Raw genomic sequence first — 14,731 nt, 5'->3', positions numbered from 1 at the left:
CTCCACCCTACGCAGGCGCGGGCGTCTTGGACTCGTCCGGTCGGAGGTGCCGCGCGGCCTCGAAGGCAACGGTCAGTGCAGCCACGAATCCCCTGGTCCGGGGCAACGGAACACCCGCTCCGCCGGAGGTGCCATACCAGTACGCCGACAGCGAACAAGCGTTAACAAGCCAAGCGTCTGCTTCCCCCAGCGCGTACGCGTACGGGAGCGCCCGAGAGGCGAGCAGTTCGTCGTCTGGCGCGTCCATCGTGCGCAGCTGAGCGTCGAGGCCGAGGAGGCGGTCTCGGAGGTCTATACCCGCCTTCGTCCGCTTTGGCAGGAGCCGGGCGGCAGCCGTCACAGCGATGCCGGTGGCGAGAAGCACCAACCCGAGTTGTGCGTAACCGACGGTGAAGGCCAGCAGGAGGGTGAGGAAGCCGCCGTACGCGCATAGGCGTGGGCCGACCTTCGACAGTCGCTTCGGTTTCGAGGAGAGCCAGCCGCGGCGCACAGCGTCAGTGGTTAGCTCGTGTACGCCTGCTTCGCGGACCTCGGCGAGTGTCGCGGCTTCGCCCGGCACGGCGGCTGTGTAGACCGCGCGCTCGAAGGCTGTCAGGTGTTCGTCGGGCGGGTTACGACGGACGAGGACCCAGTTGTCCTCGCCATCCTCGCTGACCCATAGATAGTTACGGACGCATAGGTCGAGCACGGTCGCGGCTAGGTCGACGGAACTGACGCGCCCGGTGAGAAGCAGTCCTACGTGTCCAGGGAGCACACCGTCCGGCGAAGAGAAACGGCCGTCGTCGAGAAGCTGTACGGGAGTGGCACGGCCTGGCTGTCGGTCTCGACGGCGGCGTACGAACACGGTGACGGCACCGGCGATCGACAGCACGGCGAAGGCCAGCCACGCCCACCACACCGGCGCAGTGGCGGCGAAGGGGCCCGAGGGGACGAGACGCTCTGTCGCGGCGACGGTGCCGCCAGGGAGTTCGGCAGTCAGCTGTACGCGCGAGCCCGGCTGGAGGTTCGGTACCGAGACGCGGGTCAGGCCGGAGTGGTCGATCTGCGCGGCACCGCAGCGGGTCGCCGAGCCCGGCGGACCGGCGAGACAGCTGAGCGCGTCGGGGATGGCGGGCGCGGCGAAGGTGGCGCGGATCAGTTCGAGGCGGGTATCCCAGCCGCCAGCGACGTCCCAGGTCACGTGCTCGACGCCGAGGCTCGTGCCGACCGCACCGTCCACTGTGTACCGGAGGACGGACGTGCCGCCGCGCAGATAGAAGGTGACCTGGTCGTTTCCGGATTCGGCGTTGCCCGCGCCTTCGATGCTGATGTCGCGGATGCCGAGCACGCGCGCGTTGGCGCGCAACGGAATCGTGCGGGTCATCGAGGTGTCGCGCGGCACCGATACCGCCTCGGTGACCGACAGGCTGCCGTCGTGCTGGACCTTGAGCGCGACCTCGACGCTTTGCGGCAGGCCCGGCAGCGACGGCTGGTCTTGCGCCACGGAGAGGAACGGGATCAGCAACAGGGCCGCGAGTTTCATTGCGCGGACACCGCCGAGCGGCGCTCGGCCATCGCTTGGACCGCATCGATCTCGACCGTCAGCGGGGACTCGGCCCGTGCGGCCGGGGTGCCCAGCGCTCGGCCGGAGCGGGTTTGGCGCGGGACCATCGGGGCGGCGGCGAAGGTGGCGAGCCCGGCGATCAGGACCGCGACACCGATCAGGGCCTCGCCGACCGTGGCGGCCAGGACGACGGTGGTCACGATGCCTGCTGCAGCCAGAACCAATCCGGCCCGGCGGACGTGCGGTTGCCGATTGGACAGCCAGCCCTGACGGTGCGACTCGGCTTCGAGGAGGGCGCGCAGTTCGTTGTGGTCTGGCCGCGCGGCCGCGAGCGGGCCTGGCGGGAACGCGGCTTTGACGGCTTCCTCAAAGGGAGTGAGCTGGTCGCCTTCGCCATGGGTGACCTGGCCGTCGGTGATGCTTAGGTGGCCGCGTGCGATGAGGTCGAGGACGGTTCCGGTGAGGTCGAGTTCGCCGCGCGCGACGTACGCGAGGTAGGCGGGCGGGATTCCAGGAGCGGGCGGTCTCGTACGGCGACGCAGCAGGCTGGCCCCGAAGAGGAGGTACAGCACCAACGTCAGACCACTGAGGACAGTCGGGAATCCAGGCGCGAACGCGGCCAACGGTCCATTCGGGACGAACCTGGCGTTCTCCGGCAACGGCCCGGTTTGGACCGCCAGGTCGATCCGATCCCCTTGACGCAGAACGTTCTGTTCGGCATGCGCTCCCCCGCTCCGGAGTTCGGAGAAGGTGCACTGCCGAGACGAGCCGGGTTGACCCGCGTAACAGTCCGCTGTGGACACTCCGGGCGCGGTGAAGGTGGCGGTGACGCGGTCGAGCGCACGGTCCCAGCCGCCGGTGAGCTGGAACCGCACCTGTCCGCCAGCCGCGACCGCACCGTCCACTGTGTACTTCAGAGTGGCTGGCCCGGTGACGGTGACCGTCGGTCCGTCCGCAGTGGCAGCACCGGAAACCCGGAGGTCGGTGATCGAGTAGAGCCGGTCCTCGCTATCGCTGACAGGTACCCGCTCGGCGATGCGGTGGACGGCTGGGGCGTCGGCGACGACGCGCTCAATGACCGTGAGCTGACCGTCCTGGGCGGCGGTGACGGTGACGTCGTCGGCGAGCATGTCCTCAGCTCGGCGGGGTGAAGGGATTGTCGGACTGCGGCGGAGCGGGAGGCTGCACCGGCGGCGGTGAGTAGGCGGGCGGGCTGTAGTGCGTCGGCGCGATCCGGGCGTGGTCGCGATTGCGGCGTTCGGCCAGCACCGCGGTGAGGAAGACCCACGGAGGCATCCCGTACGGCAGCGGCACGCCGATCGCCGCGGACACCTCCTGCGCCAGGCCGAAGCCGAGCGACGCGGCAGCTTCCGGGCGCAGTTCGTGGTAGCGGCCGAGGTACTGGCGGGCGGCCATGGCGAGGTCGTCGGACAGGCCGCTGAGGTCGAACTGCGCGGCCCACGCCTCCAGACCGGGCGGCACCACGAGGATCGCTTGCGCGGACTGCGGGACACGCTCGCGGATCACCAGTGTGCCCGCGAGGTAGTCGCCGACGCGACGGCCGTTCGACGACGTCAGCGACACAATGATCGCGACCGCGCCGAGGAAGCCGAGCGCCCAGAAGTCGACGAAGAAACCGGCGAGCGCGCGGGTCAGCGCGTGCCGGAAGCTGATCGGACCGCCGTCGAGGCGCACCACGCGCAGGCCGAGCGCGAGTTTGCCGAGCGAACGGCCGCGGCTGAGCGTCTCGAACAGCACCGGGTACCCGATCACGACCAGCACGAACGAGGTCAGCATCAGCGCGACGGTGAGCGCGGAGTCGAACGACCCCGCGGTCAGCAGCAGCGTCACGAGGATGAGCAGCAGCAACGCGGCCTGGACCAGGACGTCGAGCAGCATCGCGACCGCGCGGCTGGCGAGCTTCGCCACCCGCAGGTCGAGGACGACGGCCTCACCGGTGACGAGATCGGACTCTTCCTGCACGACGCCAGCGTAGAGCGCCTGCCTCTATCCTGGTGGCGGAGGAGGTGGCCGGTGGACGTCGACGTGTTCGTCGCGGCGCACAGTGCCGAATGGAGCAGGCTCGGCGATCTCGCCGGACGCCGGCGGCTGACCGGCCAGGAGGCGGACGAGCTGGTCACGCTGTACCAGCGCGCCGCGACACATCTGTCAATGCTCCGCTCGACCGCGCCCGACCCGGCCCTGCTGGCCAGGCTGTCCGCGCTGGTCGCGCGCGGCCGTTCGGCGGTGGCCGGCTCGCACAGCCCGGCGTGGCGCGAAGTCGGGCTGTTCTTCACGCGGCGCTTCCCGGCCGCGGTGTACCTGAGCAGGCGCTGGTGGATCCCTCGCGGCGCTGCTGTCAGTCGCGGTGATGGCGGTGCTCGGCGTGTGGATCGCCGGCGACCCGCAGGTGCGCGCGTCGCTGGTGTCGCCGGACGAGGTGAAGGCGATGACCGCGCCGGGCGGCCAATACGAGACGTACTACTCAGACGGTCCGGCGGCCTCGTTCGCGGCGAAGGTGTGGACGAACAACGCCTGGGTCGCCGCGACCTGCCTGTTCCTCGGCGTCGCGCTCGGCTTGCCGGTGATCTCCGCGTTGTGGCTGAACGCGCTGAACGCCGGGGTCGCGATCGGCCTGATGTCCTCGGCCGGACGCGGGGATGTGCTGCTGGGACTGCTGCTGCCGCACGGTTTGCTGGAACTGACGGCGGTGTTCATCGCGGCGGGCACCGGCTTGAAACTCGGCTGGACAGTGGTGGACCCGGGACGGCGGTCGCGGAGCGCGGCGCTGGCCGAACAGGGCCGCTCAGTGGTGGTGATGGCGCTGGGGCTGGCGTGCGTGCTGCTGGTGTCGGGCGTGATCGAGGCGTTCGTGACCCCGTCCGGCTGGCCGACGTGGATGCGGATCGGGATCGGCGTGGTGGTGGAGCTGCTGTTCCTGACGTACGTGTTCACGCTGGGACGACGGGCGGCACTGGACGGCGAGACTGGGGATGTGGACCGGCGGGCGGCCGGGGACGCGTTGCCGGAGGCGGGCTGAGATCAGCGGCCGGTCGCGCGCGGGTCGTCGGGAGGGATCAGCTCGGCGGCTTGGACGTCGTTGAGGTTTTCGATTGAATCCACGAGATCATCGGGAACCCGGTGTTGCGCGGCGAAAGCTGCCGCCTGTTCCTTCATAGCCGGGTCTGCGGACTCGGAAGGCAACTGGCCGACCACGGTGCCGCTTTCGCGCATCACCCGCAGAGCCAGCTCGTGGCGACGGGCTTGCAGGTCGATCTCCGCCCTGGCCAGCTCGATCCGGTGTTGCTGCCAGACCATGACCATCTTGAGCAACTGCTGCAACGCGATGAGCGCGGCACCGGTGTAGGCAACCGGCGACGATGCCTTCGCAACCTCAGCGAGCACCACCTGCCACGGGCTGGCCATGGACATCCGGACCACCCGCAAGTCCGCAGCCCAACCCAGCCTCGGCGGCAACGAACCCCGCTGCTGTGGCAGTCGAGTCGGCACCCGCTTCTGCTGGTAATAGCGAAATTGCTCGGCTTCCGGCACGCCGGGCAATGCCACCAGAATCCGCGCATGCTTGGTCAGAGCGCGCAACGCTACTGTGTTTCGGTCCAGGGCCCCCAACGTGGGCAAGGTCCCCAAATCGATCGATACAAACAGTAGCTCCGCGCCGGTGCGTGCCCCGGCATCAGCCTCGATGGTCACTCACAGCATCCTGCCGCACCCAGCCGCCGCCGGGTACCGCTACAGCCGTCCCGCCGCCTTCAACGCCAGATACCGGTCCGCCAGCACAGGCGGCAGCTCCTCCGGAACCGCGTCCACCACCCCGACCCCATGCCGGGTCAACCGCGCTACCGACGACTCACGGTCCGCCAGCGCGCGTTCCGCCGCCGCAGCGTCATAAACCGCCTCCGCCGAACCTCGCGCCGCGGCCATCTCCGCCACCCTCGGGTCCGCCACGGACGCCACCAGCACCTCGTGCCGGGCGGTCAACGACCCCAGCACCGGGAAAAGCCCTTCCTCCAACGGCGCGGGCTCCAATCCGGTCAGCAGCACCACAAGAGCCCGCCGACGCGTCCGCTGCAGCACTTCCGCCACCATTCCCCGCGCGTCCGTCTCCACCAGCGACGGCTCGATCGGGGCCAAGGCGTTCACCAACGACGGCGTCGACGCGTTCGGGACCGAAGCGCGCACCCGGCGGTCGTAGGCGAGCAGATCAACCCGGTCCCCCGCCCGGGAAGCCAGCGCGGCCAGCAAAAGCGCCGCGTCCATCGCCGCGTCCAGCCGAGGCGCGTCGCCGACCCGGCCAGCCGAAACGCGGCCGGTGTCCAGCACGAGGACCACCTGCCGATCGCGTTCCGGCCGCCACGTCCGCACCATCACATCCGCGGCACGAGCCGTCGCGCGCCAGTCGATCGACCGGACATCGTCGCCGATGACGTACTCGCGGAGAGAGTCGAATTCCGTTCCCTGGCCCCGGATCAGCACCGCATTGCGCCCGTCCAGCTGCTGCAAGCGGGCCAGCCGCGAAGGCAGATGCTTCCGGCTGTGAAACGGCGGCAGCACCCGGACCGTCCACGGCACCTCGTGCGAACCCTGCCGCGCGGCCAACCCCAGCGGGCCGACCGCGCGTACGGTCACGCGGGCCGCGATCCGGTCGCCGCGACGGGTCGGGAGCAGCGCGGTCGTCAACGCGCGCCGTTCGCCAGACGGGACCGCCAGCGGGTGCCGGTCGTCGGCACCGGCGCTCGGCGGCCAGGCATCCCGCAGCGAGCCACGGACGGTGCGGCTGCCCGGGTTCGTCACGGTCAGCGTGACCTCGGCAGGTTCGCCGAGCCGGACGGAAGTGGCCCCGCTGCGCGAAAATCGCAGCGCGCGCACGCTTCCGGCCAGGACGAGGTCCACGACGACCAGCACCAGCAGCACCGCGGCGACAACCACTACACCCGTAGTGGAAGGGAACAGCAGCCCGACCACCAGCGCTCCGAGAAGCGCCAGCAGCCCGAGCCGCCCGGTGACGGCCATTTAGCGCGGCACCGGCACGGAGGCCAGCACCCGGTCGAGGACGCCGTCCGCGGTCACGCCTTCGAGTTCGGCTTCCGGACGCACGTCGAGGCGGTGCCGGAGCGCAGGGCGGGCGAGCGCTTTGACGTCGTCGGGAGTCGCGTAGTCCCGGCCGGACAGCCACGCCCACGCACGCGTGACGGCGAGCAAAGCCGTTGCGCCACGCGGGGAAACGCCGATGCGCACCGCCGGGAGTTCCCGGGTCGCGCGGCAGAGGTCGACGACGTAGCCGATCACTTCCGGGCCGACGGTCACCTTCGCGACCGCCTCCCGCGCGGCCGCGAGTTCCGCCGCGCCAGCCACTGGACGCACGCCTGCGGCGGCGAGATCACGCGGGTCGAAACCCTGTGCGTGCCGCCAGAGAATGCCGATTTCATCCTCTCGCGACGGAGCGGGCATGGTCAGTTTCAGCAGGAACCGGTCCAGCTGCGCCTCGGGCAGCGGATAGGTGCCCTCGTACTCGACCGGGTTCTGCGTCGCGATCACCACGAACGGATCCGGCAGCGGACGCGAGGTGCCGTCGATCGATACCTGCCGCTCCTCCATCGCCTCCAGCAGCGACGACTGCGTCTTCGGCGGCGTCCGGTTGATTTCGTCGGCCAGCAGCAGATTCGTGAACACCGGGCCCTCGCGGAAGGAGAACTCGCCGCTGTGCGCGTCGTACACAATGGACCCGGTGACGTCGCCCGGCATCAGGTCCGGGGTGAACTGCACGCGCGTCGTCTTCAGGTCGAGCGACGCCGCCAGCGCCCGCACCAGCAGCGTCTTCGCGACGCCGGGCACGCCTTCCAGCAGCACGTGCCCCCGGCAGAGCAGCGCGAGGATGAGCCCGGTGACGGCCGCGTCGTTGCCGACCACGGCCTTCCCGACCTCGGTGCGCAACGCGATCAGGGCCGCCCGCGCGTCCTGCATCTGTTCGGTACTCAAGAACGCTCCACCTCTCGTTCCACCGCGTCCAGTTCGTCCGCCAGCCGCACCAGCGCCGCCTCGTCGGACGGCGGCGGGCCGTACAGCACCGCCCCGACCTCGTTCGGCGCCCGGCCGGTCCGCGCGCTCACCGTCTCCACCACCGCGGGCGGGCCGGCGTCGCGCGGCAATCCCAATCTCTTCCGCAGCCGGGTCCTCGCCGCCTCGCGCAAGGTTTCCGCCGCGTGCCCGCTCGCGCCGCCCCGCCGGTACAGCCGGGCGCGGCCCTCCGCCGTTTCCGCCGACCGCACGACCACCGGCAGCGGTTCGCGCACCACCGGCCCGAGCCGCCGCGCACGCCACAACGCGAACAGTACGGCCGCGATCCCCGCGGTCAGCGCGCCGTAGCGCCAGCCAGGCGGGATCAGTTCGAAGAACGGTTTCTTCTCGCCGGCCAGCGCGGGGTCCTCTGTGGACGGTACATACCAGACCAGCTGACGGTGATCGCCCAGCAGCCGCATGCCGAACGCCGCGTTGCCCTCCTTGGCGATCTGGTCGTTGGTGAACGCGTCCCCGGTGCCGAGCAGGGTCACCGTGCCGGTCCGGTCGGCCAGCTGCAGGAAAGTCGGTTCGCCGTTCTCGCGGTAACAGGCACGCGCAGTCCTGTCCTCGGTGAGGTAATGGCGACCGCCGAGCGTGACCGACCCCGCGCTGACCGCCGCGCCGACCGTACAACCCGGTTGCAGCGTACGGACTTCTCCGCCTCCGCCCACCGAAACTGTCGGCGCGGCCATGCCCAGCGCGGACGATCCGGGCGCGACGAGCACGAGATGCGCGACCCGGCGGCGCAGGTCGGCCAGCCCGTTCGACGGCACCAGCTGCGGGTCCGTAATCAGCAAAGTTCCGCTGTCGGCGGCCTCGCGCGCTTCGGCGAGCGTATGCACCGCGCGGATTTGGACGCCTTCCTGCTCCAGCAAATGCGCGAGCGCGTGACTGCCCTGCGGTTCGTAGGAACCGGGCTCGAGTTCGCCGCTGGTCTGTTTGCCGCGACTGAGCACAATGGCCAGTGCGACGATCACGATCAGGAGGAGTATCGCCAGCGGAATCCGGGCGCCGCGCCAGATTCGGCGCAGATCCGGGGAAACTGCGGTGCTCATGCGTCCGCCAGAACCGGCCGGGCACGCCGGACGCGTTCGTCCAAATCGGACAGCGCACGGTAACCGGCCTCGGTGCCCGGCCGTCCGCCGTAATGCACGTCGTCGAACAGCCGCGCGGCCGCGGTGAGGTCACCGGCCAGCTCCGGCAGGAACTTCCCCGCTTCGGCGACGGCTTCGTCCGCGGTCCGGCCGGAACGGACGTCGAGCAGCGCGCGCTCCTCCATGCCCCGCACGAGCGCGCGGAACCGATCCCGCACCGCGTCGGCGAAATCACCGCGAGCAGCGGCTTCCTCGGCGGCTTTCCGGTACTCGTCCGCGGTTTTCCGCCGTCCGCTGAACACCTCGCCGGACGATTTCGCGGACCGGCCGACCTTGCCCACCCGCAGCCGCACGACCACGATCAGCACGATCACCAAGCCCAGCACCAGCACCAGGCCGAGCGGCCCGCCGGGCACCCCCGACAACGCGTTGAACAGCTCGGAAATCCGCCGCCCGAGCCACTGCCAGACCTGCTCGAGGAAACCCGGCCGCGCGGCCGCGTACCCCGGATCGGTCAGCTCCTGGACCGCTCGCAGCCGGGCCGGGTCCCGGTCGATGTCGACCGGGACGTCGGCGAGGAAACCGATCACCACGCCTGCTGGGGCGGACGCGGCGGTTCAGGCGGGTTCAGCCCGGCCGCCCTGGCCAGTTCGATGTCCATGCCCTCGCGGCGCATCCGCTGGTCGATGTAAAGCGCCACGGTGACCAGCGCGGTGAACGGCATGACGATCGTCGACGCGATCACCGTGCCGACCGACTGCAGCACCAGGCCGCCGGTCGTCACCTTCGGAACCGTCGCCTGCGGGTCGAAAAGGCCGCTGAACGCGCCCGAGCCGACGCTGAACGGAATGTCGATGACCGCCGAGATCACCCAGCCGATCACCGCCGCCAGCAGCAGCACCCCGAACACCCGCCAGAACATGCCCGACACCAGCTGGCGCGACCGCGTGAACGCCTGTCCGATCGTGCCGCGTTCCAGCACCAGCGCGGGACCGGCGAGCGACCAGAACACATACGGCAGCACGGCGGGAAGCAGGCAGAACGCCGCGGCGACAATCGTGGCCAGCGCGTAAAGCACGGTGACCGCCAGCAGCGGCAGCAGCCGCGGCGCGGCTTCGCGCATCGCCGAACCGAAGTCGACCGGGCGGCCGAGCACCGCCTTGCCCATCACCACGGTGAGGAAACCGGTGAGGAAAGTCTGCGCCAGCATGGTGATCACGAGCGACGGCAGCAACGCGGTGAGCGTGGAGCCGAGCATGCTGTAGAGCGCGTCGAGCTGCTGTTGCTGAGTCGCGGCCGGGCCGAGCCGGGTGACCCGCTCGAAATCGGGCACCAGCCACAGCGACGCGGCGAGGTTCAGCCCCGCCGAGATCACCGCGACGATCGCGGACACCCCGAGGATCAGCAGCGGATACCGGCGGATCGCGGTGATCGCGCCGTCGAGGATGTCGCTGACGTTCAACGGACGCAACGCGATCACGCCCGGTTTGCCCAGCCCGTTCGGGCTCCAGCCGGCGCCCGGGCGACTCGAGATGCCGCCGGGGTACTGCGGAAGCGGTTGCTGGCCTGGGGATTGCCACTGACCGCCTGGTGGGGGCGGCGGGGTCGCGCCGGGTGGAGGGAAGGAGCTGGGCGGGGTTTGCCCGGCGGGAGGGGTCACGCCTGGCTGGGGCGGAGTGGTTCCGGCGCCCGGGTTTTCGCTGGCTGCTGGCGGCGTCGAGCCTGCTGCGGTTTCGCTGGCTGGCTGCGGCGTCGCGGGAGTCGGGCTTTCACCCCCGGCTGCCGGTGTCGAGCCTGCCACGGCTTCACTGCCTGGCTGCGAAGTCGCGGCCGTCGAGCTTTCGCCGCCCGCAGGCGGCGTCGAGCCTGCCGCGGCTTCGCTGCCCGTCTGCGACGTCACGCCAGCCGCGTTTCCGCCACCTGGCTGCGCCGTCGAGCCCGGGTTTTCGCTGGCAGGAGAAGGATCCACGCTAGCCGGACCCCCTCCGGCAGCCGGATTCACCTCACCCGAAGCGGCGTTTTCGCTGGCGGACGGCGAAGTTCCGGCGCTCGAGCCGGACGGCGAGGACGAGGTGTCCGTTTCGCCGGTCTCCGGCGGAGTCGCGGCGGACGCGGCCGGGTCGGGCACGGCGGAGCCCCGGCTCGGCGTCGGCGTGTCGTCCCCCTGCCCGGGCGAACCGGGTTTGTCTGTCATCGGAGCCCCTCGTCTGCACGGCCCTGCGGTTGCTGCCGTCACTCTTCCAGAGCCGTCCGCACCCGGCCAGACCTGGGGGGACGTCCGGGCGAGCGGGCAGTCCGGCGAAGTGCTGCGGCGGACCGGGGGTCCCCCGATATGCTGAACGGCAAGCCGGGGGACGCCCGGCCCGCGCCGAGACCCACCGGGACTGCCCTGATGACGCAACCGCCCTACGGCCAGGTGCCGCCACGCGGGACCGTTCAACCGCCGCCGGTGCCGGGGCAAGGCCCGGTGCCGCCGGGCCAGCACCCGGGGCAGGCGCAAGGTCCGTACCAGTCGGGTACGTACCAGGGACAAGCGCCGTACCAGGGACAACAGCCGCCGTATCAGGGCCCGCCGCCGCAGGGTCCGCAGTGGCAGCAGCCGCCGTCCTATCCGGTGCCGCCGCGCAAGCCGACCGGGCTGATCGTCGGGCTGTGCCTCGGCGCGGTCGCGGTGCTGGCGCTCGGCGTCGTGGCGATCGTTTCGCTGAACCGCGGGTCGGGTCCGAGCAACGCCGGCTACCAGGCCGCGCCGCCGTCGCCGACGTCCGCCTACGAACTGCCGCCCACCAGCGGTTCCGCCACTGCTTCGAGCACGCCGACCAGTCCGTCGGACAGCCCCAGCACCTCCACCAGTGCGGGCCCGCACAAGGTCTTGAAGCTCGCTGATCACCCGATCCTGCAGGACCGCAACGCCGGCCTGCAGAACCTCGCCTGCAACCTGCCGCCATGGACGAGCACGCAGGGAGGCGCGGAAGCGTTCTTCACCGCCGCGAGCAAATGCCTCGACGCGGCGTGGGGCCCGTTCCTCGAGTCCTACAACCTGCCGTTCACGCCGCCCGCGCTGCACTTCCCGACCGGGCCCAGCTTCGACACCGAATGCGGCACCATCCAGGTCGGCATCGCGACCGCGGCGTACTACTGCGAAAACAACCTGTACGTCCCGTTCAAGGGACTGCAGACCGACCAGTACGGCAACAACCCCGGCGTCTATCTGGCGTTGTTCGCCCACGAGTACGGCCACCACGTGCAGGAAGTCGCGGGCATCATGGACGCCGCGTGGCAGAAGATCTACGCGGCCGGCCAGAACAGCCCCGAAGGCCTGGACATGTCGCGGCGCAAAGAACTCCAGGCGCAGTGCTTCTCCGGAATGTTCCTCGGCGCGCACGTCGACCGCGGCGGCACGATCACCCGCGACATGTACAACAAGGCCTGGAACGACCAGGAAACCCGCGGCGACAACACTTCGCGCAGCCACGACCACGGCACCAACGCGCACTACGCCCAGTGGTGGCGCGCCGGGGCGAAGGACAACCGGATCGCGGACTGCAACACCTTCGCCGCTTCCGCTTCCGACGTCAGCTGAGACCACTACAGACGCAGTGGCTTGCTCGGCGTGACTGCGGCGGGCGCGGTTGCAGTACTACAGCTGTCGTGCTTCGGACGAATCAGCTGAGCAGCGCGAGCTTGCCGGGACCGCGGATCACCAGGTAGGCGTACATCGCGCCGCAGAAGCAGGCGAACACCAGCAACGCCAGCGCGATCGGCGCGCGCAGGTCCTGCGAACCCGCCGTGCTGTCCGGAGTGGTGACCGAGACGACGCCGTCGGCGGGCGCGTCGTCCGGGACCAGCACCTGGAGATGCTCGTCCTTGCCGTGCCCGCAGCTGTCGAGGGTGCCCTGGCGCGGTTTGCCGCCGAGCTGGAAGGAGACCGATTCGGCCGCCCCCTGCACCGAACAGTCGACGGCTTTCGTGATCTGGGCGTCCACCGGCGCACCGGCGGGCTTCACGTGGATGCCGAGCAGCCCCGGGCCGGCGAGCCACGTCAAGACCACGACGAGCACCCCGACCGCGACCGGGATGCCCACCTGCAGCCCCCGCTTGACGGGGCTCTTATGCGGGGGTCGGAAACCTGCACGACGCCATGCTTCCAGATCCCCGGGGCAAAACCCAGTGAGGTGCCCGCGCACGGGGGACCCCGCGTCCCGGTGTGCCGACCAGGTCACCCGCCGCCGCCCGCTCGGCGCTGTCCCGCTTGGCCCCAATGCCGCATTGGGTGCATCTGACGCACCCAAAGTGGCGTTGGTTGCGCCCCACGCACCCAATGTGGCGTTGGTTGCGTTGAGCGAACTGGCGGCGCGCAGCGCCTCCGTTGAGGGTGGCGGCGGGGGCATGGATGGAGCACCCAATGCCACATTGGGGCGGGCCCAGCCGCGGCCGACCTCAGCGTTCGATGTGATCGACCTGCGTGACCTTCTTGACGTACAGCAGCCGGTCCCCCGGCTCCAGCGCGTCGGCCTGCGGGGCGTCCACCCGGTACAGCACCCCGTCGCGCACCACGCCGAGCACGATGTCCGGCAGATGCCGCGGCGATCCGCCCTCCTCGCTCGGTTCGATGGCGCGCTCCGCGATGGCCAGTCCGGATTCCGGCGTGAGCAGGTCCTCGACCATGTCCACTACAAGCGGAGTGGATGTCGCCATGCCGAGCAGCCGCCCGGCGGTCTCGCTCGACACCACGACCTGGTTCGCCCCGGACTGCTTCAGCAGGTGCACGTTCTCCGCCTCGCGCACCGACGCCACGATGTGCGACTTCGGAGCCAGTTCGCGCGCGGTGAGGGTGACCAGCACGGCGGTGTCGTCGCGGTTCGGCGCGACCACTACGGCGCGCGCGTGCTGCACGCCGGCGACGCGCAGGACGTCCGCCCTGGTCGCCGATCCGTGCACGGTCACGAGGCCGAGCGCGCTCGCCGCGTCCAGCGCCTGCTGGTCGGTGTCGACGACCACGACGCGGTTGGCCTGCACCTCCTCGTCGCCGAGCAGCGCGTTGACCGCCGAGCGGCCCTTCGTGCCGAAACCGACGACGACGGTGTGGTCACGCACCTTCGTCCTCCACTTCTGGATTTTGAACGCCTGCCGGGAGCGCTCGGTGAGCACTTCCAGGGTGGTCCCGACGAGGACGATGAGGAAGAGCACCCGCAGCGGCGTGATCACGATGACGTTCACCAGCCGCGCGGACGCGGTGGCCGGGGCGATGTCGCCGTAGCCGGTGGTCGAGAGGGAAACCGTCGCGTAGTAGAGCGAGTCGAGAAGAGAGAGGCCGTCGCCGTTGGCGTCGCGGTAGCCGTCCCGGTCGAGATACACGATCAGCACGGTGGCCAGCAGCGCCAGCAGGGCTCCGATGATCCGCCGGACGATCGACCGCATCGGGCTGACCGTCAGCTCCGGCATCCGGATCACGCCGACGAGTTCGTGGTCGGGCCGGTCGTTCAACCGGACGTTGAGGGGCAGCCGTTTCAAGGCCTTCATGCACCGGCTCCCCGCGCGCGTTCGGCGTCACTCACAGCGGGGAGGATAACCCAATCGGAGCACCCGCACACCCGTCGCGGCGATCATGGTGTGGCAGTCTTGCCGCATGTCCGAGCCCCGCGCGTCGCAACGTCCGGCCCATCTGCTCGCCGCTCTCCTCGCCGGGGCGGGCGTCCTGCACTTCGCCCGGCCGAAGCCGTTCGACGCGCTGGTCCCGAAGGAATTGCCCGGTGACCGGCGCACCTGGACTTACGTTTCGGGCGCCGCCGAGCTGACCGTCGCGGCCGGGATCGCGCTGCCGCGCACGCGCCGGCTGGGCGGGCTGGCGGCGGCACTGCTGTTCGTCGGCGTGTTCCCGGGGAATGTGAAAATGGCGTTGGATTACCAGCGGCGCGGCCGTCCGGCCCGGGACCGCGCGGTGGCGTGGCTGCGGCTGCCGCTGCAGTGGCCGCTGGTGAGCTGGGCGTTGACCGTGCGCGACCGGGGCTAGCCG

The 14,731-nt window shown here is 70.6% G+C and carries 13 protein-coding genes and 1 pseudogene; 3 read left to right on the top strand and 11 right to left on the bottom strand.

The window, feature by feature from the left end; all coding sequences use genetic code 11:
- Window positions 1-7 precede the first annotated feature (7 nt).
- The 3 genes from RPX00_RS19360 to RPX00_RS19350 are packed head-to-tail and all read right to left on the bottom strand — an operon-like array spanning window position 8 to window position 3,526.
- Window positions 8-1,522, bottom strand: a complete 1,515-nt coding sequence (locus RPX00_RS19360; protein WP_406641167.1) for a DUF2207 domain-containing protein — start codon at window positions 1,520-1,522, stop codon at window positions 8-10.
- A complete protein-coding gene (locus RPX00_RS19355; RefSeq protein ID WP_406641166.1) occupies window positions 1,519-2,673 on the bottom strand; it encodes a hypothetical protein in 1,155 nt (384 codons plus the stop codon). Before RPX00_RS19355 ends, RPX00_RS19360 begins: the two co-directional genes overlap by 4 nt.
- 4 nt (window positions 2,674-2,677) lie before the next feature.
- Entirely contained in the window at window positions 2,678-3,526 is an 849-nt protein-coding gene (locus tag RPX00_RS19350) for an RDD family protein (RefSeq protein WP_406641164.1), read from the bottom strand.
- Window positions 3,527-3,577: 51 nt separating this feature from the next.
- Between RPX00_RS19350 and RPX00_RS19345 the strand changes: the two are divergent.
- A pseudogene (locus tag RPX00_RS19345) lies at window positions 3,578-4,583 on the top strand (stage II sporulation protein M).
- Window positions 4,584-4,585: 2 nt separating this feature from the next.
- Here the strand turns inward: RPX00_RS19345 and RPX00_RS19340 are convergent.
- From RPX00_RS19340 to RPX00_RS19315, 6 genes are read right to left on the bottom strand one after another with little or no spacing between them, the layout of a single operon-like run.
- The gene (locus tag RPX00_RS19340; protein WP_406641162.1) at window positions 4,586-5,254 is read right to left on the bottom strand and encodes a hypothetical protein; all 669 of its coding nucleotides are present in this window, start codon (window positions 5,252-5,254) and stop codon (window positions 4,586-4,588) included.
- A gap of 39 nt (window positions 5,255-5,293) precedes the next feature.
- A complete protein-coding gene (locus tag RPX00_RS19335) occupies window positions 5,294-6,574 on the bottom strand; it encodes a DUF58 domain-containing protein (protein WP_406641161.1) in 1,281 nt (426 codons plus the stop codon).
- Window positions 6,575-7,525 carry an AAA family ATPase gene (locus tag RPX00_RS19330; RefSeq protein WP_378308599.1) on the bottom strand — a complete coding sequence of 317 codons (951 nt, stop codon included), beginning with the start codon at window positions 7,523-7,525 and terminating at the stop codon, window positions 6,575-6,577.
- A gap of 11 nt (window positions 7,526-7,536) precedes the next feature.
- A complete protein-coding gene (locus RPX00_RS19325; protein ID WP_406641159.1) occupies window positions 7,537-8,676 on the bottom strand; it encodes a DUF4350 domain-containing protein in 1,140 nt (379 codons plus the stop codon).
- Window positions 8,673-9,308 carry a DUF4129 domain-containing protein gene (locus tag RPX00_RS19320; RefSeq protein WP_406641157.1) on the bottom strand — a complete coding sequence of 212 codons (636 nt, stop codon included), beginning with the start codon at window positions 9,306-9,308 and terminating at the stop codon, window positions 8,673-8,675. Before RPX00_RS19320 ends, RPX00_RS19325 begins: the two co-directional genes overlap by 4 nt.
- The gene (locus tag RPX00_RS19315) at window positions 9,302-10,195 is read right to left on the bottom strand and encodes a hypothetical protein (RefSeq protein ID WP_406641155.1); all 894 of its coding nucleotides are present in this window, start codon (window positions 10,193-10,195) and stop codon (window positions 9,302-9,304) included. The genes RPX00_RS19320 and RPX00_RS19315 overlap by 7 nt, the downstream gene beginning before the upstream one ends.
- 1,161 nt (window positions 10,196-11,356) lie before the next feature.
- Between RPX00_RS19315 and RPX00_RS19310 the strand changes: the two genes are divergently transcribed.
- The gene (locus RPX00_RS19310) at window positions 11,357-12,298 is read left to right on the top strand and encodes a neutral zinc metallopeptidase (RefSeq protein ID WP_406643009.1); all 942 of its coding nucleotides are present in this window, start codon (window positions 11,357-11,359) and stop codon (window positions 12,296-12,298) included.
- Window positions 12,299-12,380: 82 nt separating this feature from the next.
- Here the strand turns inward: RPX00_RS19310 and RPX00_RS19305 are convergent, their stop codons facing one another.
- Together RPX00_RS19305 and RPX00_RS19300 are read right to left on the bottom strand one after the other, a co-directional pair.
- Window positions 12,381-12,800: a hypothetical protein gene (locus RPX00_RS19305; RefSeq protein ID WP_406641153.1), complete on the bottom strand. Its 420-nt coding sequence runs from the start codon at window positions 12,798-12,800 to the stop codon at window positions 12,381-12,383.
- Window positions 12,801-13,155: 355 nt separating this feature from the next.
- Window positions 13,156-14,238: a potassium channel family protein gene (locus RPX00_RS19300; protein ID WP_406641152.1), complete on the bottom strand. Its 1,083-nt coding sequence runs from the start codon at window positions 14,236-14,238 to the stop codon at window positions 13,156-13,158.
- Between the two features lie 106 nt (window positions 14,239-14,344).
- Here RPX00_RS19300 and RPX00_RS19295 point away from each other — a divergent pair, with 106 nt between their 5' ends.
- Entirely contained in the window at window positions 14,345-14,728 is a 384-nt protein-coding gene (locus RPX00_RS19295) for a DoxX family protein (RefSeq protein WP_378308518.1), read from the top strand.
- Window positions 14,729-14,731 lie beyond the last annotated feature (3 nt).

This window comes from Amycolatopsis sp. WGS_07 (genome assembly GCF_045278895.1).
Lineage (GTDB): Bacteria > Actinomycetota > Actinomycetes > Mycobacteriales > Pseudonocardiaceae > Amycolatopsis.
Note: the sequence above shows the minus strand (reverse complement) of the source record. Positions and strands in the feature narration are given on the sequence as shown.

Excerpts from the sequence above, each read along its gene's own strand:
- RPX00_RS19360 (WP_406641167.1), bottom strand. The coding sequence starts at position 1,522 with ATGAAACTCGCGGCCCTGTTGCTGATCCCGTTCCTCTCCGTGGCGCAA.
- RPX00_RS19355 (WP_406641166.1), bottom strand. The coding sequence starts at position 2,673 with ATGCTCGCCGACGACGTCACCGTCACCGCCGCCCAGGACGGTCAGCTC.
- RPX00_RS19335 (WP_406641161.1), bottom strand. The coding sequence starts at position 6,574 with ATGGCCGTCACCGGGCGGCTCGGGCTGCTGGCGCTTCTCGGAGCGCTG.
- RPX00_RS19330 (WP_378308599.1), bottom strand. The coding sequence starts at position 7,525 with ATGCAGGACGCGCGGGCGGCCCTGATCGCGTTGCGCACCGAGGTCGGG.
- RPX00_RS19325 (WP_406641159.1), bottom strand. The coding sequence starts at position 8,676 with ATGAGCACCGCAGTTTCCCCGGATCTGCGCCGAATCTGGCGCGGCGCC.
- RPX00_RS19300 (WP_406641152.1), bottom strand. The coding sequence starts at position 14,238 with ATGAAGGCCTTGAAACGGCTGCCCCTCAACGTCCGGTTGAACGACCGG.
- RPX00_RS19295 (WP_378308518.1), top strand. The coding sequence starts at position 14,345 with ATGTCCGAGCCCCGCGCGTCGCAACGTCCGGCCCATCTGCTCGCCGCT.